Source organism: Acidipropionibacterium virtanenii, from assembly GCF_003325455.1.
GTDB lineage: Bacteria > Actinomycetota > Actinomycetes > Propionibacteriales > Propionibacteriaceae > Acidipropionibacterium > Acidipropionibacterium virtanenii.
The window spans coordinates 2,718,024-2,742,196 of sequence record NZ_CP025198.1 but is presented as its reverse complement, the minus strand read 5'-3'; the positions used below and the strand labels follow the sequence as shown (position 1 = coordinate 2,742,196).

General features: G+C 68.1%; 17 protein-coding genes. 8 read left to right on the top strand and 9 right to left on the bottom strand.

The features are described from left to right. The first annotated feature begins 194 nt into the window (after nucleotides 1–194). On the top strand, nucleotides 195–629 hold the full coding sequence (locus tag JS278_RS12765; protein WP_220149968.1) for an FAD synthase family protein: 435 nt from the start codon (nucleotides 195–197) through the stop codon (nucleotides 627–629). A gap of 9 nt (nucleotides 630–638) precedes the next feature. On the opposite strand, the gene JS278_RS12760 is transcribed toward JS278_RS12765, so the two are convergent. Next, nucleotides 639–1,613, bottom strand: a complete 975-nt coding sequence (locus JS278_RS12760; protein WP_245935112.1) for a glycosyltransferase — start codon at nucleotides 1,611–1,613, stop codon at nucleotides 639–641. A 118-nt stretch (nucleotides 1,614–1,731) separates the two neighbouring features. Between JS278_RS12760 and JS278_RS12755 the strand changes: the two genes are divergently transcribed. Genes JS278_RS12755 through JS278_RS12745 form a run of 3 tightly spaced genes read left to right on the top strand, consistent with a single transcriptional unit; the run spans nucleotide 1,732 to nucleotide 5,770 of the window. Beyond that, nucleotides 1,732–2,910 (top strand): DUF1972 domain-containing protein, encoded by a 1,179-nt coding sequence (locus JS278_RS12755; RefSeq protein WP_114045521.1) that lies wholly within the window; start codon nucleotides 1,732–1,734, stop codon nucleotides 2,908–2,910. After that, entirely contained in the window at nucleotides 2,910–3,827 is a 918-nt protein-coding gene (locus tag JS278_RS12750) for a glycosyltransferase family 2 protein (RefSeq protein ID WP_114045520.1), read from the top strand. Before JS278_RS12755 ends, JS278_RS12750 begins: the two co-directional genes overlap by 1 nt. Further along, the gene (locus JS278_RS12745) at nucleotides 3,824–5,770 is read left to right on the top strand and encodes a PIG-L family deacetylase (protein WP_114045519.1); all 1,947 of its coding nucleotides are present in this window, start codon (nucleotides 3,824–3,826) and stop codon (nucleotides 5,768–5,770) included. Before JS278_RS12750 ends, JS278_RS12745 begins: the two co-directional genes overlap by 4 nt. Nucleotides 5,771–5,773: 3 nt before the next feature. Here JS278_RS12745 and JS278_RS12740 read toward each other — a convergent pair whose 3' ends face one another. Next, entirely contained in the window at nucleotides 5,774–6,406 is a 633-nt protein-coding gene (locus JS278_RS12740) for a CDP-alcohol phosphatidyltransferase family protein (protein WP_245935111.1), read from the bottom strand. A gap of 149 nt (nucleotides 6,407–6,555) precedes the next feature. Beyond that, nucleotides 6,556–7,497: a glycosyltransferase family 2 protein gene (locus JS278_RS12735; protein ID WP_181833727.1), complete on the bottom strand. Its 942-nt coding sequence runs from the start codon at nucleotides 7,495–7,497 to the stop codon at nucleotides 6,556–6,558. A 303-nt stretch (nucleotides 7,498–7,800) separates the two neighbouring features. Here JS278_RS12735 and JS278_RS12730 point away from each other — a divergent pair, with 303 nt between their 5' ends. Continuing rightward, the gene (locus tag JS278_RS12730) at nucleotides 7,801–9,432 is read left to right on the top strand and encodes a glycosyltransferase family 39 protein (protein WP_181833726.1); all 1,632 of its coding nucleotides are present in this window, start codon (nucleotides 7,801–7,803) and stop codon (nucleotides 9,430–9,432) included. Nucleotides 9,433–9,447: 15 nt separating this feature from the next. On the opposite strand, the gene JS278_RS12725 is transcribed toward JS278_RS12730, so the two are convergent. Further along, nucleotides 9,448–11,994 carry a right-handed parallel beta-helix repeat-containing protein gene (locus tag JS278_RS12725; RefSeq protein WP_114045515.1) on the bottom strand — a complete coding sequence of 849 codons (2,547 nt, stop codon included), beginning with the start codon at nucleotides 11,992–11,994 and terminating at the stop codon, nucleotides 9,448–9,450. Nucleotides 11,995–12,220: 226 nt separating this feature from the next. Between JS278_RS12725 and JS278_RS12720 the strand changes: the two genes are divergently transcribed. Further along, nucleotides 12,221–13,642 (top strand): lipopolysaccharide biosynthesis protein, encoded by a 1,422-nt coding sequence (locus tag JS278_RS12720; RefSeq protein ID WP_245935110.1) that lies wholly within the window; start codon nucleotides 12,221–12,223, stop codon nucleotides 13,640–13,642. Nucleotide 13,643: 1 nt separating this feature from the next. On the opposite strand, the gene JS278_RS12715 is transcribed toward JS278_RS12720, so the two are convergent. The 5 genes from JS278_RS12715 to JS278_RS12700 form a co-directional block, all read right to left on the bottom strand. After that, a complete protein-coding gene (locus JS278_RS12715; protein WP_181833725.1) occupies nucleotides 13,644–15,104 on the bottom strand; it encodes a tyrosine-protein kinase domain-containing protein in 1,461 nt (486 codons plus the stop codon). Next, nucleotides 15,094–16,473 (bottom strand): hypothetical protein, encoded by a 1,380-nt coding sequence (locus JS278_RS16070; RefSeq protein ID WP_181833724.1) that lies wholly within the window; start codon nucleotides 16,471–16,473, stop codon nucleotides 15,094–15,096. Before JS278_RS16070 ends, JS278_RS12715 begins: the two co-directional genes overlap by 11 nt. Continuing rightward, nucleotides 16,470–21,194, bottom strand: a complete 4,725-nt coding sequence (locus tag JS278_RS16605; protein WP_114045512.1) for a PKD domain-containing protein — start codon at nucleotides 21,192–21,194, stop codon at nucleotides 16,470–16,472. The genes JS278_RS16070 and JS278_RS16605 overlap by 4 nt, the downstream gene beginning before the upstream one ends. Nucleotides 21,195–21,196: 2 nt before the next feature. After that, nucleotides 21,197–21,856, bottom strand: coding sequence for a DUF4352 domain-containing protein (locus JS278_RS12705; protein WP_114045511.1), 660 nt, complete (start codon nucleotides 21,854–21,856; stop codon nucleotides 21,197–21,199). Nucleotides 21,857–22,001: 145 nt separating this feature from the next. Next, complete coding sequence (locus JS278_RS12700) at nucleotides 22,002–22,757, bottom strand: DedA family protein (protein ID WP_114046323.1); 756 nt, start codon at nucleotides 22,755–22,757, stop codon at nucleotides 22,002–22,004. 158 nt (nucleotides 22,758–22,915) lie between these two features. On the opposite strand from JS278_RS12700, the gene JS278_RS12695 reads away from it, so the two are divergent. Both JS278_RS12695 and JS278_RS12690 read left to right on the top strand, forming a co-directional pair. Then, nucleotides 22,916–23,542, top strand: coding sequence for a TrmH family RNA methyltransferase (locus tag JS278_RS12695; RefSeq protein ID WP_114046322.1), 627 nt, complete (start codon nucleotides 22,916–22,918; stop codon nucleotides 23,540–23,542). Nucleotides 23,543–23,551: 9 nt separating this feature from the next. Further along, a complete protein-coding gene (locus JS278_RS12690; RefSeq protein WP_114045510.1) occupies nucleotides 23,552–24,169 on the top strand; it encodes a hypothetical protein in 618 nt (205 codons plus the stop codon). The last annotated feature ends 4 nt before the right edge of the window (nucleotides 24,170–24,173 follow it).

Here is a 24,173-nt window from a genome sequence, read left to right as displayed (position 1 = left end):
GCGCCCCGGCCGCGACATCTCGCGGCCGGGGCGCAACCACGTCACCCGGGAGTGGGGGGGCGGTCACCCGGGAGTGGGGGGGCGGCTGCACAACTGTCGACCGCCGAATGGCGTTCACAATGTGGACGCCGTTATAATCCGGAAGGGACGGGTGAACCTACAGGTTCGCCGCGCACTGATCCGGAGGTTGCTCGATGGCGGGTTCGATGACGGTGGGCTATGTGCCGGGCGGTTTCGACATGCTCCACATCGGTCATCTGAACATTCTCACGTCCTCCCGGGAGCGTTGTGACCGGCTCATCGCCGGAGTCGCCACGGATGAGGCCCTCATCGCCATGAAGGGACGCGCTCCGGTGGTCCCCTTCGAGGAGCGGCTCGCACTGGTCGCAGCGCTGAGATGCGTCGATCGTGCGGTGGCGGACGTCGGCCAGGACAAGCGCATCGCCTGGCGGCGTCATCACTTCGACGTCCTGTTCAAGGGCGACGACTGGAAGGACACCCCCAAGGGCGACCAGCTGGAGGCGGAGATGGCCGAGATCGGTGCCCGGGTGGTCTACCTTCCCTACACTCCGACGACCTCCTCGACGATACTGCGGGGCTACCTCACCAAAGCCCTCAGGATCGCCTGAGCGCCTGTCTCAGTGTGCAGTCGGCCGACGCGTGTACAGCGGAGAACCCTTGCCCAACGCCCCAAGGATGCGACCCTGCGCGAACCATGCCCGCCTGGAGAGCACCGCATTGCGCCGCCGGTCCAGCCGTGCGGGGATGAGCCGTGCGCCGGTGGAGAACACCGCCAGACGCGCCACCCCTCCGAGCAGATGCTGACCAGAACGCAGCAGACGCACCGCGGGCCGGGGATCATCGATGAGCATCTGCGAGCGAGAGGCGCCCTGGGTCCTCGCCCGACGGCGGGCGAAGTCGCGGGTTGCGCGCTCGGGCGGGATGTCGGCGCGCACCACGGAGTCGGGGGCCGCGACGATCCGTCCGCCGGCCGCCAGCACGTCGCGGCCGAATCGCGTGTCCTCGCCGCCGGCAAGTCCCAGCGAGGTGTCGAAATCGACGCCGAGCCTGCGCACCTGGCCGGTGTCGAAGAGCGCATTGCTGGTGGCGAGGTAGTCGAGTTCCTGAGCGCGGGCATGGCGGGTGCGTCGCATGAAGCCCGAATCGGACACCCACGGGTCGCAGTCGGGCGGCCATACGTACTGCACGAAACCCATGACCACCGCGGCGCGGGTCTGGCGCCACACCGCCACGAGCTCACAGAGCCATCCGGCCTGCGGCATCACGTCGTCGTCGACCATGACGGTGAGTTCCTGGTCGGCGGCTGCGGCCAGTGCGGCCTGTCTGGCGGCGGCGATCCCGGGGAGGGCGACCGGCAGATAGCCGACGCCGGCGGTCTCGCAGACGCGACGGGCCGAGCAGTCCGGATCGTTGTCGACCACCAGCAGGCGCGCCGGGCACGGCGCCTCGGCCATCTCCTCCTGGACGCGCGCGATGAGATCGGGCAACAGATGGATGCGCCGGAAGGTGGTGACGGCCACCAGGACGCGCAGGTCGTCGAGTTCAGAGCCTGCCGTCCTCGGCTCGGGGGCACAGTGGTAGACATCGTCCACGGGGCTCAGTCTGGCATGGGCGACCGGCGGCGGCAAGACGACCGGAGAGTAGTCGGCGTGGCAGTGTAAGGCGTTGCCGGGCATGACAGGATGCAGATGGCGGAGCGACTGAGGAGATATGGAGGAAAATGTGGACGGCGTTCTGAGGATCGCGCTCATCGGGACCCGGGGCGTACCCGCCCGGTACGGGGGCTTCGAGACCGCGGTCGAGCAGATCGGACGTCGGCTGGCGGACCGCGGGCACCGCGTCACCGTCTTCTGCCGTCACTCCAATGATGGTGGTTCCGAGTCTCTCCAGCACTACCTGGGGATGGATCTGGTGACCCTGCCGGCGATGCGCCGGCGGTCCCTGGAGACCCTCAGCCACACCGCCCTGTCCGTCATTCACCCGGTGCTGCGCGACGTCGACTCCGCGATCCTCTTCAACGCCGCGAACTCGCCCCTGCTGCCGGTGCTGCGAGCCCGCCGGATCCCCACCGCCACCCACGTCGACGGCATCGAGTGGAAGCGGGCGAAGTGGCAGGGGACAGGGCGCACCTACTACCGGGTCGCCGAGGGGATGGCGGTCCGTCTCTCCGACGCCCTCATCGCCGATGCCCGCGGCATCGCCGAGTACTACCGGGACGAGTTCGGGGCCGACACCCGCGAGATCACCTACGGCGCGCCGATCATCGACTCCTCACGTTCCGACAAGCTTGCGGAGAAGGGCCTGGAGCCCCGGCGCTTCCACCTGGTGGTCGCGCGCTTCGAGCCGGAGAATCACATCCTGGAGATCGTCGAAGGGTACCGGCGATCCGGCTCTCGTCTGCCGCTGGTGGTGGCCGGGGCGGCGCCCTATTCTGCCGAATACACCCGGGCGGTCCATGAGGCGGCCGGCCCGGCCGACGTCCGCTTCATCGGATCGGTGTGGGATCAGGAGCTCCTCGATCAGTTGTACGCCAACTGCGCCTCCTACCTTCACGGCCACAGCGTCGGCGGCACCAACCCGTCACTGCTGCGTGCCTCGGGGGCGGGGGCCGCGGTGATCGCCTACGACGTCGTGTTCAACCGCGAGGTGCTCAACGGCAACGGGCTGTTCTTCTCCGATCCGGACGGTGTGGCCAGCGCACTGGCCACGGTGCGGGAGGATCCGCAGGCGGCCTGGTCCATGGGGGCGAGGCTGCGCACCGACATCAAGCCCCGCTACTCCTGGGACACCGTCACCGACCGCTACGAGCAGCTGCTGCGCGATCTGCACCGGGTCGGCGTCACCCCGCTGCGCTCCCACCCGAGTGGGAGACGCAGGGGCGCGCGCTGATGACTGCCTCTCCCTTCGCCCTGGTGATAGTCAACTACGGTTCCCACCAGCTGATCGCCGACAACGTCGCGGGACCGGTCGCCGAAGAGGGCGCCCGCGTCTATGTGGTGGACAACCCCTCCAGCGTCGCCGAGTGCCAGGCCGTCCGGCAGCTGTGCGCCGAACGCGGGTGGACGCTGGTGGCCTCTGCGGCCAACGTCGGCTTCGGCGCCGGGGTCAACCAGGGCGTGCGCGCCGCGATCTCCGACGGGCTGGACGTCTTCGTGCTGCTCAATCCGGACGCCGCCGCCGACGGACCGGTGCTGGCCGGGCTGGCACGGGCCGTCCGGGAGGATCCGGGCGGCGTCATCTCGCCGCGGGTCGTGGGGTCAGACGGACACACCGATTTCGACGGGGCGATGGTGAGCCTGCGCACCGGCCGCACCCGGATGCGCTGGATCGACAGCGATGGCGATGGCGAATGGGTGAACTGGCTGACCGGGGCCTGCATGGCCTTCGACCGGAGCACCTTCGAGGAGACCGGAGGCTTCGGCGAGGAGTACTTCCTGTACTGGGAGGACGTCGACTTCTCCCGCCGGGCGGTGGCCTGCGGCCGGCACCTGGCGGTGCGTCACGACCTGCTGGTGGTCCACGACGAGGGCGGCACCCAGGGCTCCCAGGGCCGCCGCGCGAAATCCCATTCCTACTACTACTGGAACTGCCGCAACCGGGTGGTGTTCGGGCGCCGTTTCGCCCGCGTCGCCTGGCGGGACTGGCTGGCTGCGACCCCGTCCCAGTCCTGGCAGATCCTGTTGCGGGGAGGACGCCGCCAGCTCCTGGAGGATCCCGGCACCTTCGTTGCCGCCGTACGCGGCACCCTGGCCGGGATCCTGGTGACCGCCAGGCCCCACCCGCACACCCGGGAGGGCCGCCGATGAGCGGAGCGGGAGACCTCACCGGCCGGACCGTGCTGGCCGTCCATCCGGGGGCGGAGATGTTCGGCTCGGACCGGATGTTCCTGGAGTCGGTGACCGGGATGGTCGAGGGCGGCGCGCGCGTCGTGGCGGCTCTCCCGATGACGGGGCCGCTGGTCGCGCGGCTGGAGGGGGCCGGTGCCTCCGTGGTGATCACCCGGGCCTTCGTGCTCCGCAAGGCGCTGATGCGCCCGTCCGGTTGGCCGCAGCTGCTGGCGGACCTGGCGGGCGGTACTCGTTCGGCGCTCCGACTGATCGGCAGGGTCCGTCCTGACGCGATCTACGTCAGTACGATCATCGAGCCCCTGTGGCCGCCGTTGGGACGGCTGCACCAGGTTCCGGTGGTCAGTCACGTCCATGAGGCTGAGAGGTCACTGCCGGTCGCAGCCCTGCTCTACGGCCCGCACGCGCTCTCGACACAGGTGATCCTCAACAGCCGCTTCACTGCCGGGGCGTTCGCCCGGGTGTTGCCCGGGCCGGCTCACCGGGCGCGGATCCTGCTCAACGGAGTCGAGGGACCGCAGGATCCGCCTCCTCCCAGGCCCGCCATCGACGGCACCCTGCGGCTGGTCTATGTCGGGCGACTGTCGCCGCGGAAGGGCCCGGATCTGCTGCTGGACGTCGCACAGATCCTTGCCGATCAGGGGATCGACGTGAATGTCACCCTGGTGGGGGACGTCTTCTCCGGCTACGAGTGGTACGCCGAGGAACTGCGCGCCAAGGCCGAGGGGATGGACGTCCCGGTGGAGTTCGCCGGATTCGAGGCCGACGTGTGGCCACGGCTGGCGGCCGCCGACATCCTGGCGGTGCCCTCGCGTGCCGACGAGTCCTTCGGCAACGCCGTCGTCGAGGGGGTGCTGGCACTGCGCCCGGTGGTCGCCTCGGACATGAGCGGCCTGCGGGAGGCCGCCGAGGGATATCCCACGACGCGCCTGGTTCCGGCCTGTGACGCTCACGCCGTCGCGACGGGGATCCAGGAGATCTGCGACGACTGGCCGGCGGTGGTCGCCGCCGCACCGCAGGCCCGCGCCGAGGCCCGGCGGCGTCTGGCCCCCCAGATCTATCGCGCAGGAGTGCGCGCGGCCATCGCTACTGCGGTCGACGCGGGCCGGCCCGGAGAGGAACCGAGGATGAACCGCTCACAGGCGAGAACAAGTCCGGCGTTGCTGGCGACGGCGCCCCGCAGAGCCGCCAAGACCCTCGTGAGGACGGTCTCCTCGACGATCATCGGCGCCCTGGGGGTCGATGCCACCTCGGCGATCGCCGGCCGTCCGACGCTCGTCATCACCCCCCACCCCGACGACGAGACCTTCGGCTGCGGGGCGACGATCGCGCGGATCCGGGCCGGTGGAACACCCGTACAGCTGCTCGTCGTCTCCGACGGGGCCGATTCACCGCGTCCCGATGGCGTGGGCCCGGAGGCCATGATCGGTCTGCGGCGCCAGGAGACCATCGCGGCGCTGGCGGCGCTCGGCGTCGACGAGTCCGCGATCACCTTCTGGGACTTCCCCGACGGCAGTGTGGAGGCCCACCGTGCCGAGCTGACCGATCGGGTCGCCGGCCTGCTGACCGACCTGTCCCCCGAACAGGTGATGGTCACCTCGGCCCATGACCGCCATCCCGACCATGCCGTCGCGGGCATGGCGACCCGCGAGGCCGTGGCGCGGCTGCGCAATCGCCCGAGGCTGCTGGAGTATCCGATCTGGCAGCGGATCCCGGCGGCGCTGTACCTGCGTCGTGGAGCGGACAGCCGGATCTCGGGCCCGCTCCTGTGCCGGGCGGACGGGTTCCGTGAACAGAAGAGGGCGGCCGTCGCCGCCTACCAGAGCCAGCTTCCGCACTTCCCGGCCGGTTGGGTGGAGGACTTCCTCCGGCCCTTCGAGCACTTCACCGAGGTGAGGGCCTGATCCTCAGAGGCGGCGCATCCGGGCGAACCAGGTCGGCAGGGCCAGGGCCACATAGGCCACCTCGGCCAGGGTCAGCAGTGCGTAGACGATGACGAAGACGCGGGGGAAGCCCCACAGCACGAAGGAGAAGCACACCACGCCGTAGTCGGTGGGCAGACCCATCAGCGACCGCACTATCGAGGAACCGCCCTGCTCGGTGGCCTGGGGGACGCCCTGCCGGGCCTTGAGCAGGTCGTTGAGGATCATGCCGAAGAACTCGACGGTGGTGGCGACCGCCAGAACGAGCGGCACCAGTAGCCAGGAATCGTGCTCCAGCGGGAAGAACCGGTACCAGCCGACGGCCGCGGCGAGAGGCAGGCAGACGGCTTTGAAGGCGTCGATCACGTGGTCGAGCCACTCCCCGGCCACCGACCCTCCGCCGCGCAGCCGGGCGACCTGCCCGTCGGCACTGTCCAGGGCGTAGCCGACGGCCAGCAGCAGCCAGACCACCACTCCGAGCCACACGGACGCATGCACGGTGGCCAGCAGGACGATGCCGACCGCGGTGAACGCCGCGCTGACCAGAGAGACCTGGTTCGGCGTGAGGCCCAACTCGTTCAGGGCCGCGGCGAAGACCCGGCCGACCGGGCGATTCACGTACAGCGAGTAGGCCGGAGCCCCTCGGCCGCGGCCCTTCTGCGCGTCGGAAAGTTGACGGTACGAACTCGCGTAACTCAGGACAGCCCCTTCCCTATGACCCAGATGTGGGCGGTGTGAGCTTACCATCGGGAGCCGGGTGGCCCGCGTCAGCCCCGCGAGTACTCCTCGGTGGTGCGACCGAAGGCACCTCGCACCATCCCGCGTGCCCCGGCAGCGCTGAACTGATGGCGCCCAACGCCCTTCGCGTCCCCGCGGGCCCTGCAGATGAGTGCCCTCGCGGTATCCAGTAAGCAGCGGACGGCCCCGGTGACGGCGTACCGCAGTCGCAGCGCGACACCGCGATGAGGCTGGTCGATGGTGCGGACCCGCACCCAGGTCTCGCCGGACCGGGTGGCGCGGGTGAGCACCCATGGCCTGGTGAGACGCTCGACCGGGACGAGTTCGCGGACCACCGACTCGTCGCACCAGACGATGGTGCCGCCGCGTCGCAGCAGGGTCTGGCCGAACATCGAGTCCTCGCCCCCGGTCAGACCGAAACGCGGGTCGAAGCGCAGTCCCAGCTCACGGACCTGCCGGAGGTCGAGCAGAAGGTTGTTCGTGGCGAGGCCCGGGCGCGCCGAGTCGGTGGCGTGCCGGGCGCGGGAGAACACCCCGGCGCCGGTGAGCCAGTCTTCGAGGGGATGGGCCGGGATCGATTCGACGGGGCCCGTCACCGCAGTGGCGCCGGTACGCTCCATGACCTCCAGCAGGCTTCGGAGCCAACCGGGGGAGGGCTGCTCGTCATCGTCGATGAGGGCCAGGAGGTCGGCATCCTCCGCTTCGTCCAGCATGCGGTTGCGGGCGGCAGCCAGCCCCGGCCGGGGCTCAGCCACCAGGCTCAATGGTGTGCTGAGGGCCGCCGTGGTCACCTGTGGGCCGGCACTGCCGTCGGGGTCGTTGTCGACGACGAGAATTCCGCTTGACAGCTCAGCGGAGGCGACATCGCGGGCCTGCTCGTCGAGCAGCGGAAGCAGCCCCGCCAGAAGCTGCGGACGCCGGAAGGTCGCCACCGCCACGACGAGGCGTCGCTGGGGCGCGCCCGCACTCACCGGGCCCCGGCTCCCAGGACCCGGGAACTCCGAAGCAGGTGCGCGGCGGCATGTTGACAATACGAACTCTCGTAACTCAGGACAGCTCCTTCTCTATGGCCCAGATGTGAGCGGTGTGAGCCTATCATCGGGCCGGTGGTCGGACCCTCGCGGGTCCCGGTGGTTTCGGCCGACCCGCCGGATATGGTTGTGGACGCCGTCACCAGGACCTGAGTGGGAGACATACCAGCGAATCGCCCAAGAGTCATGCAGGTCATTGAGCGCTATGCGCCGACGGTTTCCGGCTCCGACGGAAGGGACACGATGACCCGGTTCAGGCAGGCCGATTCCGCGGGGCCCGCGGCAGAGGTGGTGACACCGATGGGCCGGAAGGCCCACATCTGGGCTCTCGCTTTCCTGGTGGGCGGGTTCGTCGGCATGCCAGTTGTGATCGGTCTTGCCGCCGGGAGTCTGGGGCTCCCTCGGAACGATGCATGGTCGTACTCGTGGATCGCCCAGCACTTCGGTCGGACCGCACAGATCACGATGCTCGGCTGGAACAGATCGGCACTGGTCGGGCAGGTGGTTGTCCTCGGTCCTCTGGCAACGTCGATCACGGCTCAGCACGTGTTCGTCGCCCTGTGCGGTGCGGTCTGCCTCGTCGCCGCCTACCACCTGGTCCTGCCGAGGGCGGGAGGTCGCGCGGCCCTGCTCGCCGCGGCGGCACTTGGAGCGGTTCCTGAGTTCGGTCTGCTGACGACGTCCTACATGGCCGACATCCCCGCTCTGGCCGGTGTTCTCACCTGCCTGTGGGCGGGCGACCGGGCGGTCCGCCGCACGTCTTCCCTCAGCTTGTGGCTGGGTCTGATTGCCGGGATCTGGGCGGTGACGGTGCGCGAACAGGCGATTCTCGCCCCGGTGGCAGTGCTGATCGCCGGATGGTGGGCACGTCGTCCCTCCCGCCGCCAGGTGGTGGCCGGAGGAATGATCGTCCTTGCCGGGGTGGTGGCATTCGAGGTCTGGCGCCGGACGCTGTCGGGAGACGATCCGCTGGGCTCCACCGGGATATCGGTGGAGGAGACCGCGAGCGTTGTGGTGAAGATGTTCTTCACCTCGGGTCTGTATCTGCTTCCTGTCCTGTGTGCCGTGGTACGCCCACTGCGGTGGCGGAAACGCACCTGGTGGTTGACGAGCGGGCTCGTGCTGCTAGGTCTCGTCTGGGTGTTTCAGTCACGGCGATCCATGCTGCTGGGCAACTATCTCGGCGATACCGTTGCCTATCCGGTGGCCTCCGTCGGTGCACCCGCCATCCTTCCCACGGCGCTGTGGGGGCTGTTCCCCGTGCTGGCGGTCGTGGGTGCCGGCCTTCTTGCCGGGCAGCTCATTGAGGGCGCCTTCGTCCGGGATCCCCTACTGATCGTCGCCGGCGCACTGCTGGTGCTGGGGACGCTCGCCCAGGGCGCCGTGGGCCAAGTCATCTTCAGCCGGTACCTCCTCCTTCTGGTCCCAGTGGTGGCGGGCGTCGTCCTGCCGGCCAGGAAGGGAACCGCCGGCGCACCGTCGGGAATGACCGGGCCGGGGTTCAGATTCGCGATCGTCGGTGCGTGTCTGCTGGGTCTTCTCGGACTGGTCCTGACCGCCGCCACTGATTCATACGATGCTGCACGATGGAGGGCCGCCGAAGGCCTGGTAGCCGCCGGTGAGGCGCCGCGCGATGTCGATGCGGGGCTGGAATGGGTGGGTACCCATTCTGACCGGAAGTTCCTGCCCCGGGCTACCGGACGGCCCTCGGGTGGCGGGTGGTACGTCGATCACTTCAGGACTTCGCGGGCGTGCGTCGTGGTCTCCGGTTCCCCGCAGCACCGGAGAGGGGCCGGCGAGACCCACCCTTATCCAAGGTTCGTGGCGCGGGCACTGGGGACCGCGCAACTCCACATCTACCGGGACCGGTGCTGACCGGGCCGTGAGATCTCAGTGGCTCGCGCCCAGGATCCTCGCTCCCTGCGTGAGGCGCGGCGCGGCGGCGGCCACGTCCGCACTGATCGGCAGCGCTGAAGACGCTCGCGATGAGTACTGGGATGTGAGCTGCAGGTTCGCCGTGAGCGGCGAGGCGCCGGTGACCAGTATGGACGAGGAGTCCCGTTCCGTGGCCGACTGGTAGTCCCGCAAGGTCGCGTAACCCTTGCTGCCCGCACCGACATGAGGCGACCACACGGCCGTGTAGGTCGGCGTGGCCGCCGATGCCCTGTGCAGGAGGTTGCCCTCGCTCCGGGAGACCATCTGCGCACCGGTGAACCCCCGCGACCAGTCAGCGATCCGCAGAATGTACTCGCCCTTGCTCTGGGAGACGATGTTGTTGGCGACTGACACATTCCGCACGATCCAGGGCATCGTCGGGTCGGGCACGGGTCGGCGCCTGTCGTGGCCGGGGAGTCTCAGATCGGAGGCCCGCCGGTAGTCCTGGGTGATATCGATGCCGCCGCCGTTGCCGATGATGGTGTTGTTCCAGATCGTGGCGTTCCCGCTGTTCATGATCGCTACGGCGTCATCGCCGTTGTTGGTGAAGACGTTGTCCGCGGCGATCAGGCGATCGGACAGTTCGAAGACCAGAGCGTTGCCCTCGTTGCCGACGACGTCATTGTGGGAGAAAGTTGCGTTGTACACAGACTCGTCGAACCAGGGGCCCTGTCCGTTGTTGTTGATGAATGCGCTGTCGGTGACGGTGACATTTCGAGATGTGGTGATCTTCATGGCGCCGGATACCGGAGCCGTGTTGAAGTGCTGCGAGTTGTTGCCTGTCGACAGCAGTGACTTCACGGTGAGCCCGTCGGCGTGATTCGCATCAAGGCCCAGGAGGCCGTTGTTGCGCACCGTGACGTTCTTCACCGTCACGTTGCTGGCGCCGGTGAAGAGTCCGGTTGCCGCGTTGTCGATGATCGTCATGTTGTCGAAGGTGACACCCGGGAAGAAGGTGGTGACAGCGCCCATCCCGGGGATACTGGTGGCATAGCGGCGCACGCCGATCCCCCGGATCAGGGAGTTCTTCGAGCGGATCGACATGGCCTCGACGAGGGTGCTGGCCTCGACCTTCCTGTTCGTCGGGTCACTGCCCATCACCAGCTGCTTCGCGGACTCGTCGACGAAGAAGGTCCCGGCCGTGACCGCGGTACGGGTGGCGACCTGCCTCAGGGCTGTACCGTCGACCCAGATCTGGTCGGGATGGGAGGCCATCGGATACCTCGGGTTGATCCACGTCCAGTTCTCCTCCGTTCCGTCCGGGGCGCCCTTGGTGTAGGTGGGGCTGGCATCGAAGAAGGCGGTCCAGCCGTTCTTCACCCACGTGCTGCCGGATTTCACCCAGCCCGAGACCATCTGGGAACCGTCGAGCCAGACGGCTTCTCCCGGGTAGGCCTCGACCGTCAGTCTGTTGTGCGGGTAGACGACGGCCTGCTCGTGGTATACGCCACCGCGCACCACCACCGTGCCGCCGTCCCTGGCGGCCCTGGTCGCGGCACTGATCGTTCTGAACGGGCTGGCCTTGGTGCCAGGACCGGCATCTGATCCGGTGGTTGCCACGTACTTGGCATTCGCCGCGACGCCGTAGGACTGGGATCCGGGAGCCGTGGCACCCGCATGGAGACGCTGGCCGGCGTATGCGGTGCCGGCCGGAGCCGCAGTCGTGGGTTCCGCTGTGGTGGCCGGTGCTGTTGTGGGCGTGGTGGGCCTCGGAGTCGAGGAGGGAGCCGGCGTGGTGGAGTTCTCCGGGGCAGTGGTGGTGGCCCTGGTCAGCAGGTTGTCGAATCGGACGGGGGTCACCGTTCCGGACTTCGACGCGTAGACGTCGACCCCTGTGGCGCCCGGGGCGGTGACGCGTCCGGCGCTGCTGTCTGATGCCACTGCAGCCCATCCGGTGGGTTCGCGACCGGCCGTCGACCAGGCCTTGATTCCCACCTGGACAGGGTTCGTGCCCGCCAGCGACACCTCAAGAGTCGTGGGCCTCCCGGCCGCCATCCTCGGACCGGTCACGGTGGAGAACTTGGTCTCGACGCCGTTCCTGATGCGCTCGAGGACCAGAAGACTCGTGCCGTCGGAGGAGACCACCATCATGGCCGCGTAGGAATTGAGATCAGTGCCGCGGAGAAAATGTGTGATGTACACCTTGCTGTTACCGGCCGGCAACGACGGCAGCAGGACGTCGATGCGGCTGGTGGCGTTCTGAGCCCTGACCGAGTTCAGCGTCACGACAGCGGTGCCTCCCGGTGCGGGGCTCACCAAAGACGCCGTCCCTCCGCTGACCGCGCCGGCATCTGCCGGTGAGGCGGTGTAGACGCCCCCACTGTTCGCGCCGCCCCAGCCTTTGGATTCGCCGTGACTCATCGTGTCGTGGGCGATGATCTGGCCCGCCGCCACAGCCGAGGTCCGGGGCAGGACGAGGGAGGCGATCGCGAGGGCCGCTGCCATCGCCACCAGCAGGGCCTTGTGCCGGGATGAGGGACGGTGTCGGATCGGCGTGGTCACGGTGCTCCTTCAGGAACCTCCTGAAGGGCGGCTCCGGGTCGGACGGCATTCCAAGGTATGTTAACAGTCGTCCTATGGGCATCATCGTCCGGCACACGAGTCGGGACCCAGAGTCTCAGGACGCGGCTGAGACTTTTGGACGAAGGGAAAGAACTGTGGAGAGAATTCTGATCGGGAGAGGTCATTCGTGAGTCCCTCGCTGGGGCGTTCGGCTGCGCGAGGAGCGATGTTCACTCTCGGAGCGCAGGGAATCAAGATTCTCCTGCAGCTGCTGTCCGTGGTGACCCTGTCGCGGCTGCTCACACCGCACGACTACGGCCTCCTCGCGATTGTGCTCGTCATCATCGGGATAGGGGAGATCTTCCGCGATTTCGGTCTCACATCGGCCTCTGTACAGGCGCCTGAACTGACGGATGGTCAACGGGACAATCTCTTCTGGATCAATACCGGTATCGGTGTCGTGCTGGCGGCCCTCATGTACTGCTCCGCCTGGCCCGTGCAGGCGTTCATGCATGACCGGGAACTCATTCGCATTGTCCATGTGCTCTCGGTGACCTTCGTGCTCAACGGCCTCACCACCCAGTACCGCGCGCAGCTCATGCGCGCCCTCCGATTCCGTGCCATGGCGGTGATCGACATCATCGCAGCGACCTTTTCCCTGGGATCGGCGATCGTGGCGGCATTGCTCGGGGCCGGGTACTGGGCCCTTGTGCTCCAGCAGATCATCAGCTGTCTGGTGCTTCTGGTCGGTGCGGCCGTTGCCGGCAGGTGGATGCCGCGCTGGTACTCGCGACGCCACCAGATCGGCTCCTTCGTGCGCTTCGGCTGGAATCTCGTGGGCTCGAACCTGCTGTCCTATGGAGGGAAGCAGGTTGACACTCTCATTGTCGCCGGCCGTTTCGGCACCACCTCGCTGGGCTTCTACAACCGTTCCTACCAGCTCATCATGTCGACATTCTCGCAGATCCGATCACCTCTGTCGGATGTGGCGATACCGGTGATGTCGAGGGTCCAGAGAGAGAAGGGACGATTCAACTCTTATGTGGCGGCGGGCCAGATCACCCTGGGCTACGGCCTCGGCATCCCGATCGCCCTGGTGGCCGGTCTTGCCGATCCGGTCGTGCAGATCATGCTGGGGTCGCAATGGACGCAGGTCGCCCCGTACATGCGATTCTTCTGCGGCGCCACACTCATGTCGACTCTCGCCTTTGTCGGATACTGGGTCTACGTCAGCCGCGGACTGGGCCGGCAACTGTTCCTCTACTCGTTGGTCGAGGTCGGCATCCGGGTCGTGTGCATCGTCGTCGGGTCCTTCTTCGGCATGCTCGGTGTGGCGGCCGGGGTCTTCGTCGAGCCTCTCCTGTCATGGTCCCTGTCGATCTACTGGCTCTCGCGGATCACACCCATTCCGGTGAGATCCCTGTGGCTCGGTGGGTTCCGCATCCTCGGCCTCACCGCGACGGTGACGGCCGTGTCGTGGCTCACGGCCTCGGCCGTCCACGTCGGGGCATGGCTGACCCTCCTGGCCGGGGTCGGCGCCGGGGCGGTGGCCGTGCTGGTCTTCCTGATTCTTCCGGCCTATCGAAGCGACGCCCGTGAACTGATGGACTTCATCCGCCTGATGATCAGGCGCGAGCGCACAGACTGAGTCACTGCCCCCGACGGGCGGACTTGGCAGGAGCGGCAGCTGCGGATGTCGGGGAGTGACCGATGGAGGCGGGTCCGCGCCATGGCTTACGGGGTTTCTCCGACAGATACTCCCCGTACCGGCGATTCCCGCGGCGGGTGAGCCTGGCGCGGTTGAGGACCATGCCGGTGATGCGGCCACCGGCGCCCTCGAGTCCTGTGACCGTAGCGGTCAGAGCTCCTTGCCGGGTGTGCTTGGCATCCACGACGACCAACGTCCCGTCGGTGAGCGGGGCCAGAAGAGCGGTGTCGGCGACGCTGAGCACAGGCGGCGAGTCGATGAGGACGAAGTCGTAGTGCTCCGCCGCCTCCTTCAGGAGGGTACGCATCCTCTCCGAGGTGAGGAACTCGGCCGGGTTCGGCGGCAGCGCGCCCGAGGCCAGTACATCCAGATCGCTGCCGGGATGCTTCTGAATCGCCTGGGGGAGGGGAGTGCGGTCCATGAGAACCGTGGTCAGCCCGACGACATCCACCAGTCCGAAACTCGCCGCTACTCGCGGGCGCCGCAGGTCGGCATCAATCAGGAGAACCCGGCTTCCCAGGCTCGCGAGCGTCAGTGCGAGATTCGCCGAGATCGCCGACTTGCCCTCGCCCGGTCCGGACGAGGTGACGATGATGCTGCGCGCCCGCTTGTCGAAGGTCGCGTAGGTCAGAGCCGAGGCGATGCGGCGGAACTCCTCGGCGGTCTGGCCACTCGGATCCTCAGCGACCCACAGCCTTGACGGCGTCCGGACCCGTGAGACCGAGCCGAGGAGAGATGCACCGGTGAGCTGCTTGAGCGCCTGGGGAGTGGGAATCCGGGTATCGAGAAGGGTCCACACCAGAACGGCGAGCACACCGATGATGAACCCGCCGAGGGCACCGAGAATGGAGTCCTTCACCTTGTCCGGAGACGTCTGATGAGCGGGAGCGACGGCCTTGTCGACCAAGGTGACGTTGATGGCCGAACGCTGTCCCGAGGCCGGTTTCGGTGCGACCTGTCGGACCACCGTGGTGAGGCTCTGGGCCACCGCGTTGGCCACGGTCGCTGACTCTTGAGCGGATGTCCAGGAAACCGCTACTTGAAGAACGAGGGTGTTCTGCGGGATCGTCACGACCATCAACTTCTTGAGGTCATTGACGCTCATCTTGAGACCGAGATCGTCGATGACGGGCTGCAGGACCGCCGAGGATGTCGCCAGCTGGGCATAGGTCGGCATCTGAGTCTGCATGTACGTGCTGCCGTCAGCCAGTTCCTGGGAGGTCGAGCCCTTACCGGCGGAGAACGCCAGGGTCGACGTCGACTCGTAATGCGGTGTCATCACGGAGGTGGCGGCGAACGTGACCAGCGCCCCTGCCAGAACCGTCGCAGCAATGACGCCCCAGAGTTTCCTCAGCGTTCCCCAGATCCGTGAGAGAGTCCACCCCGAGGATTCAGGCGTCATGTGAGGTGCCTCCTTGCAACTGTGATTCGCGACGAGGTGGCGAGGACGGCACGGGCGCGGCGGCCTCATCCTCGCCGAAGTGTACAGGGCCCACTCGGCCGGCCCCCGATGCGGTTTGGGCGTCGTGGTCCTCGCGCATGACCTGCCATGCTGATCCATCCTCGCGCATGACCTGCCATGCGACGGCCAACCCGGTGAGGAACCAGAAGTACATGCCGAACTGGGTGATCAGGGCCACCGCGAACAGGCTGGGGGCGGTAGCGGTGATCGCGATCGAGGCCGGGTTGGCCCAGCGGGGGGAGAAGGCCGGGATGATCACCAGGGCGACGATGAGGCAGAACATGGCCAGGGCGAACCATCCGAGCCTCAGGCCGGTGAGCAGGACGGTGTTGTCGATCGATTTCGCGAAGCTGCCGAGGTAGTCGCCGCCGACCGTGGCGCCCTTGAAGCTCTGCGCCGATCCGAACAGTCTGACGTAGCGGAACAGGGAGAACAGCGTGCTGCGATAGTCGGCGCTGCCCGAGGCCTCATCGCCGGCGCCGGCCAGTACCTTGCCGATGATCGGCACGATGACGACAGAGCCGAGAGCACCCGCCGCGATGACGACGATGCGTATGGTGCGGCCGATCCCGGGAAGCAGCACGATGGTCAGTACCACCACGAGAACCAGTGTCAGCAGCCCGATCCGGCTGAGGGTCATGGTGGTGGCCCCTGCTATCAGGACCAGCGCCAGGATTCGCACGACCGGTCTCCATCGCGACGCGAGGATGAAGCTGGAACTCATGGCCAGAGCCGCTCCCAGGGCGATCGAGTGACCCCAGGCACCCTCGGCGCGGAGAATGCCGTTGCGGACCTGAAGAGTTCCCCATGCCTCGTACAGCGAGTTGTCGAAGGGGACGAGGGTGAAGATGTTCGTCTTCGTGGCGAACTCGACGAGGGCCAGTGCGGCTGCGATCACCGCACAGGTCGCAATGATGTCGGTGACGAATGCCGGCGACACCCGCGAGAGAACGAGTCGCCCCCAGATGTAGGGCAGCATCCATTCCAGCAGGGTGGTCGCCGCAGAGCTGAGATCGACGACCCCGATCACGGTCTGGACGACGGCCAGGAGCACCAGGATGGCGACGAACAGGTCCACGATCGACAGTCTCAGGTCCCCGCCGAGGGCGGCGATCGCGATCAGGGTGGCGGCGGTGATCGCCTCCAGGAAGAGGTGTCTCACATCCAGTCCGACCCACACCGGCACGAAGAACATCACGACCGCCCACAGGGCGAAGGTGGTCCGGGGCATCGCCCTCAGCACGAGGACGATGACCACCAGTGAGGACAGGCCGACCAGCGCTGCGCCGATCGCCGCCAGTGTGCTCAATCGACCTCCGTGGCACTGAAATCGGTGAACCTGAACACGCCGGTCGTCGTGGCCGTCGAGCCACGGCTGGCCGTGACGCCGACCGCACCGGCGGCCTGGAGGGCCGCCGTGCTGTCGGTCGAGGTGACCTGCCAGGATGCGGGTTCGGTGCCGTCGGCCTTCCAGATCTTGGCCCGGATGGTCGTCGTGGCGGATCCGGTCACCTGCGCCTTCAGCGTGAAGGAGTCACCGGCCTTCCAGGTGAGACCGGGCACGGCGTAGGTGCTCAGGTTGTCACCACCGTGCTGGGTGACCAGCCACACCGTGCCGTCGGGACGCAGCCAGACGCGTGCCTGGTAGTTGTCCCCTGCAGCGGTCTGGCGGGCGGTGAGCCCGACGTAGGCCTGGCCGGTGGTGGGGGCCTCGGTCGCCGAGAAGGTCGTCCTGAGGCTGACATCGCGGGTTGAGACCCCGTTGAGCATCTGGGCCCTCATCTGCCCCTTGTCCAGCCTGATCTGACCGTATCCGTTGGTGATGCTGGCGGCCGACGAGCTGCCGTACATGGTGCTCCAGGCACCGCCCTTGTCGGCGGTTCCCCAGCCCGAGGCCGTCGTGCGAGCGAACTTGTCGGAGGCCAGGCCGGTGTCTGTCTCAGGATCGGTGTCTGTTCCGGGATCGGTGGCGGGAGCAGTGACCGTGACGGACTTCGTGGCGGTTCCGGTGAGCCCGTCGCCGTCGCTGACGGTGAGTTTGACGGTGTAGGTGCCGGCCTTGGCGTAGGTGTGGGTCGCCGTCCTGCCGGATCCGGCAGACGTGCCGTCGCCCCAGTCCCACGCGTAGGAGGAGATCGAGGTGTCATCGGTCGAGGCGGAGGCGTTGACGCTGGCCGTCAGGCTGTCGGAGGAGGCGGTGAAGGACGCCCTCGGCGCCTGGTTCACCGGCTCCGGTTCCGGGTCCGGAGCCGACGTCGTGGCGCTGGAGACCCGGAAGTCGTCGAAGGAGGCCGTCGAGGCTGCCGTCGCTGTCGTGGCCCGGGCGAAGTGCAGGCTGGTGTAGCCGGCCTTCTGCAGGGCCGCGGTCGAATCGGTGGTCGACAGCTGCCAGGTCGTCGGCTCGGTGGAGCCCTGCTTCCAGATCCTGGCCTCGATGGTCGTCGGGCTGGTGCCCGTGACCTTGGTCCGAAGGTTGAGCTTCTCACCGGCCGTCCAGGTGAGGCCGGAGACCTGCTGGGCCTTCAGCGTCTCGCCGGACTGCTCGGCGACCAGCCAGACGCTGCCGTCGCTCCTCATCCAGGCACGCACCTGGTACGCGGTGCTGGAGGACTGGCGGGAGGCGATCCCGACGTAGGAATTGCCCTGCGAGGGGGCCGCGCTCAGAGAGAACCGGACCGACGAGTCGGAGTCCAGTGCGGAGGCCGACGGCAGCGCCATGTTGCGGGTCTGGCCCACGGGAAGGGCGATCTTACCGGTGGAGCCGTCGACCGACGCCACGGAGGCGGTGCCGTACATCGCCGACCAGGTGCCACCGATGGCGGCGGCCCCCCAGCCCGAGGCGACGTCACGGGAGAAGTCGTCGGAGGCGATGTAGGTCGCCTGGCTGACGGTGGCCCGCTGAGAGGCGGTCGCGGTCCGGTCGAGGCTGTCGGTCACAGTCAGCTTGACGGTGTAGCTGCCGGCCTTGGCGTAGGTGTGGGTGGCGTTCTTTCCGGACCCGGCTGCCGTGCCGTCGCCCCAGTCCCAGGCGTAGCTCAGGGCGGCGGCGTCATCGGCGGTGGAATCACCGGCGTCGACGCTGATGCCGAGGCCGTTGGCCACCATGTTGAAGGCAGCGGTGGGTGCGCCGTGGGTCACGGTGACGGTGCCGGTCTTCGTGGCGGTGCCGCCGCGGTCGTCGGTGGTCGTCAGGGTGATGGTGTAGGTGCCGGCCTTGGCGTAGGTGTGCGCCGACGTCCTGCCGGTGCCCGCGGCAGTACCGTCCCCCCAGTTCCACGAGTAGCCGGCGATCGAGCCGTCGGTGTCACCGGACGCCGTCCCGTCCACCGAGGCGGTCAGGCCGTTCACCGTGCTGGTGAAGGAGGCAGTGGGCAGGACGTTCTGGGACTGGACCACCACCGGCTTGGTCGAGGTGCTGGTCATCCCCGAGGAGTCGGTGATGGTGAGGCTGACCTGGTATGTGCCGTCCTCGTCATAGGTGTGAGCGGCGGTCCTCCCGGAGCCGACGTTCGAGCCGTCTCCCCAGTCCCAGCTGTAGGAGGAGATGGTGCGCCCGGACGGGGCTGTGGAGGTCGAGGCGTCGACCGATGCCGTGAGGTTGTTCTTCGTCGTGGTGAAGGCCGCGCTGGGAGGCGTCAGCCCCTTGCCGAGCTGATAGTGCTGGGAGATCTGCCGGGCGGTGAGCGCCTTGGGGTAGAAGGCGGCGTCGCTCATGGATCCGACGAAGTAGCTGCCCGTGGGCTTGTTGGGCCAGGAGCCGCTCAAGGAGTCCCCGCCGATCCGCCAGTAGCCGGAGTAGGACTGCGCCGAGGTCACCGACGCGTTGGAGGCCACCAGAGCGCCGTCCATGTAGAGCCGCATGCCCTCGGAGCCCAGCGTGGTCACCACATGGTGCCAGGACCCGTCGTTGTAGGAGCGGGGGCTGGTGACGGTCTTGACGGCCCCCGGGTAGACGCCGTAGACGATCCGCCCGTTATTGGTCATGTAGACCTGCCGGTCATGGTTGGTGGAGGCTCCGGCCTGCGCGGAGCCGTAGCCCAGCAGAGCGCCGCCCCTGGTGCCGGTGGTCCTGAACCAGGTCTCCTGGGAGATGGGCGCGGTCGCCGGGGTGGTCCTGCTGGTCGAGACCCGGCCGTTGGTGTTGCCGTTGAAGGTGGAGCCGGCCGACCCCTGCTCGGCCGGGCCTCCGGGCCTGGTGGTGGTGACGCCACCGCCGTAGAACGGGTTGTTGGAGCCGGCCCAGTCGGTGGTGGAGCCGCCGAGGCGGTAGTAGACCGACGGGTCGTCCTTGAGGACCTCCGTGGCGTACTTCGACGTCGTGCCCGAGGCGACGCTCACAGTGACCGGGGAGCTCGTCACGGAGTTCCCGTCGCGGTCGGTGGCCCTCACCGTGTAGGTGTGGCTGGACCCGGCGGCGGCCGTGGGATCGGTGAGCGACACTGAGGGCAGGTTCCACCAGGTGGAGGAGGCCACCTTCGTGGCGACCGGAGCCGTGGTGCCCTGTCGGTAGAGGGCGTAGGTGAGATCCAGATCGTCGCGGTCCCAGTTGGCCGGGACGGTGATCCGTGCGGTGCCCGCATTGCCGCCGGTGGCGGTGGGCTTCCAGTCGGCGGTCTGGACCCGTGGCCCCTGCTTGGCCCCGGTGGACGGCTTGGTGGAGAACCGGGTCAGGCCCTGGACCAGGTGGTTGTTGACGGTGCCGAACTCGCCGCCGATGGAGACGTAGCCGTTCGCCCCGGTGACGGTCAGACCCGCCTGTCCGAGACCCGAGGTGGTGCCGACGGTGAAGTCGGGGAACCAGTCATGGGCGGCGGGGGAGGGGGTGCCGCCCCAGTCCTTGTAGATGCTGCCGAGGACCGATGAGGTGGTCAGCTTGCCCTTGGCCTGTGCGGTGTAGGACTCGGCGTAGCGGTAGTACTTGGTCGGTGTGTACCCCCACATGCTGACGGTCTCGCACTGATGGGTGTGGTTGGTGGTGTAGACCACTGAGCCGGTGGAGTAGACGCCGTAGTGGTCGCCATGGCAGTCGGCGACCCAGCGAACCTTCCCGGTGCCCGCCTCTGCTGCGAAGGTGCCCTCGAGATTGCCGACCGAGGCGTTGGAATGCACCCATCCTGTGCCGTAGACGCCGTTGGCGTCTGTGGTGAGCGCGAAGATACCGGCCCCTCCGGCATAGGTGCCGGAGTTCCAGCCGTTCTTGACGGTGCTGGGTGCCTGCCATGCGGTGTTGACGGCGCCCGTGGTCGGGTTCAGATTGGCCAGGCCGCGCTGCACCTTGCTGTTGACCGCGTAGAACCGCCCGCCGATCACCACCTGCCCGGTCTTGGGCTCCATCACCATCGCGTCGACCTGGAGGTCGGTGGTCGGGGCCCAGGACCGAAGGGCGCCGGTACTCGTGTCAAAGGCCGAGAGGTTCCTGCGGGCCACGCCGTTGGCCTGGGTGAACAGGCCACCGACGTAGACGGCGTCCGCGGTGGCCGTGATGGCGTAGACGCCGGTGCCCCCGACGCTCGGAGCCAGGCCTGAGACGAGCTGGCCGGTGGCGGCGTCCAGCACCGCGAAGTTGGAACGCGCCTGCCCGTTGACGGAGGTGAAGGATCCGCCGATGTAGACGCGCTTGCCGTCGGGGGAGGGGGCCACCGCCTTGATGACGCCGTTCACGGTCGGCGCGAAGGCGGTGATGAGATCACCGGTGGTGATGTCGTAGGCGAGGATGTTGCTGCGTGCGGTGAGGTTGGTGCCCACCGCGGCGCCCGCGGGCCGGACGTTCTTGAACTGGCCGACCGCGTAGACGGTGGTGCCGATCGTGGTCTGGGCCCACACGTATCCGTCGTTGATCTGGACCGTGGGCAGCGGATCGGCGGTCACATGGTCGGTGGATCGTGCGCGCACCGGCACCGGCGAGGGGTATGTCGCGGTGTCGGCCTGCGCGGCCGGGGCGGTTGAGCCGAGGATGCCGATCGCCAGCCCCACGGCGGCTGCTGTGGTGGAGGCCAGAATGCGGCGGATGTGACGTGCTGGGGACCGCATGCTCATGCCGTCCTTCCCGTGAAGACCGCGACGGGCTCGCCCGCCGAGTAGTTGACGCTGACGCTGACCTGGCGCCCCTTGGCGGGAGCCAGCATGAAGATGTAGGTGCCCTTGGCGGTGGCGCCGGGGGCGACGCTGCCCTTGAGGGGCAGGGAATTCCCGGCCGTGGTACCGACGCCGGCGGCGCCCTTGTCGGCGGTCAGAGAGACGACGGCCGAGTTGACGTCGATCGGCGCGGTGGACCGGTTCTGGACCGAGACCGTCACCTTGACAGCAGGACCGCTGTTCTCGCCTGGGGTCACGGCCTTGACGGTGGTGGCGCTGACGGCCACCAGGTTCACCGTGACCCGGGTGTCGAGGGCCACCGGGCTGTGCAGCGCCGCAGAACGGGTGGGCACCGCGGCCGGGGCGGTCGGGCCGGCGGTGGCACCCTTCGCGGGAGGCGTCCAGCTGCCTGTCGGAGCGGTCAGGGGCGGTGGCGTGGCGGATCCTGTGGCGCCGGGCGATCCCTCGGGCACGGGGGAGGCTGAATTCTCCGAGGCGCCTGTGGAGCCGCCGGGGCCCGAACAACCGGTGAGCAGAATGGCGCACGACAGCACGAGCGTCGCGAGGGCGCGCGGCCCCGTGAGGCGCAGCGGGAGATGATCGGGAATCGATCGCATGGTCCAGGTACTCGGCGTCCTGCAGGAAATAGTTCGCCAGAAGTATATGTGGACACTGTCATAGAATGTGAATCGGCTCCGGTCGGCGACGTACCCCGTCCGGGTGGCCCGGCGTCAGTGCTTCTCAGCGACGGGCAGCAGGACTTCAGTCGGTCTCTCCGGAGCCCTGGTGGAGCCGGTTCTCGATGTCGTCGTAGACGGCGGCCGCCGGCTCTGCGGCCTTGCGGCGCGCGCGCAGCCACTCGATGCCCATCGGTACCACTGAGATGAGGACGATGAGGATCAGCGCCATCTCGAAGTTGTCCCGGATGAAGGGGATCTGGCCGAGGAAGTGGCCGGCCTGCACGGCGATGAGGACCCATGCCACGCCGCCGATCGCGGTGTACGTGATGAACCTGCGGAAATCCATCTTCCCGATGCCTGCGACCATGGTGACGAAGGTTCGCACGATGGGGACGAATCGGGCGAGGATCAGGGCGGCGGAGCCGTGACGCTCGAAGAAGGCATTCGTCTTGCCGACGTATTCGGGCTTGAAGAGCCTGCCCATCAGGCCCTGGCGCTCGCGGAACAGTGCGGGACCGATCCGGTGGCCGATCCAGTAGCCGACGATGTTGCCCGCGACGGCCGCCACGAGCAGCACGATGTTGACCACCAGGACCGTGCTGAACTTCCCTCCGTAGGAGATCAGCGGGTCGGATCCGGAGGTCACGCCCACCGCGGTGAACATCCCGATGGCGAAGAGCAGGGAGTCCCCGGGCATGAAGAAGATCGCCAGGCCGCACTCGGCGAAGACGATGAGGGCCACGATCCACAGGGCAGAGGCGCCCGTTGCCGACACGATGTGCTGCGGGTCCAGCCAGGACGGCAGCAGGAGCGGCACCAGGGCACTGAGTTGCGTCATGACCACAAGACTACGTTGATGCCATGTGCCCGAGCCGTCCTGAAACTGTCCCGCCCGGCGGTCGCGGCGTCGACGCCGCTGGTGAGGAGGGCGCCGTCGGCCCGCTCGCCGACCTGTCCGTGCGGGTGCCCCCCTCGGTTCAGGTCGGGGTGGGGCCGATGTCTGAGCCCTGGCCCGAGGATCCGCGCCTCGACCGTGAGCTGCTGGCCGAGGGCGACCGGCGCAATGTGGCCGACGAGTACCGGTACTGGAGCGTCGAGGCGATCGTGGCCGATCTGGACACCCGTCGCAACCCGCTGCATGTGGCGATCCAGAACTGGGAGCACGATTTCAACATCGGGTCGGTCGTGCGGACCGCCAACGCCTTCAACGTCGCAGGGGTCCACATCCTGGGCCGACGGCGCTGGAACCGACGCGGCGCGATGGTGACCGATCGCTATCTCCACATCCACCATCACGAGACGGTGGGGGAGTTCCTGGACTGGCTCGACACCCACGGCGTCACCCCGATCGGCGTGGACAACCTGCCCGGTTCGGTGCCCCTGGAGACCGCCGAGCTGCCCCACGACTGCTGTCTGGTCTTCGGTTCGGAGGGATCGGGGCTCACCGATGAGGTGGTGGCCGGCTGCCGGCAGCTCGTGGCGATCACCCAGTACGGGTCGACGAGGTCTGTCAATGCGGGGGCCGCCTCGGCCATCGCCATGTATCACTGGGCGCTGCGGTGGGCACAGGGTGGATCGGTGCAGGGCGGATCGGTAGGGGGCGGATCGGCGCCGCACCGTTAAGCTGGCGTCATGTCGTCGGATCGAGCCCCATCGGATCAGGCACTGGTGGTCGCCTTCAACCCGGTGCCGGCGGCCGGCCGGGTCGCGCGTCACCAGGCGACCCGCTGGCGCCTGGCTCTGGAGGCACTGGTCCTCGTCGTGGTCGGCGCCCTGGTGTGGGCGGTGACCAGGAACTCCTTCGACGTCGGCACCCTGCTCGGGATGCTGGTCGGCTGGGTGATCGTCTTCGTCGTGCTGTTCAGTATTCAGAACCTGCGGCTGCGCTCGGCGCGCAAGGCCCTGCTGAGCATCGACGAGGGCACCGCCCTGAGGGTGGATCCCCTGGGCGTGGCGGTGCGGCGCTCCCAGCGCGACGCGGGTTCCCGGACCTCCTTCGCCGACGTGGGCGCCCATCCGCTGGCCCCCGAGCTGGATCTGGTCGGATGGAATGACGTCACCCAGCTGGCGGTTCTGGGGACGTCCATGGGGGCCGGCCCGGTGCTGCGCCTGGAGGACGCCGCCGGTCACCGGTGGGAGGTCCCGGTCTCCTGGCTCGACGCCCTGCCGGGGACCGTCGACTCGGCCGCCCGGGCCTGGTCGGGAGGCCGTCGCGGCCTCGACGTCAGCGGGCTGGACCGTCCCTTCTGAGCCC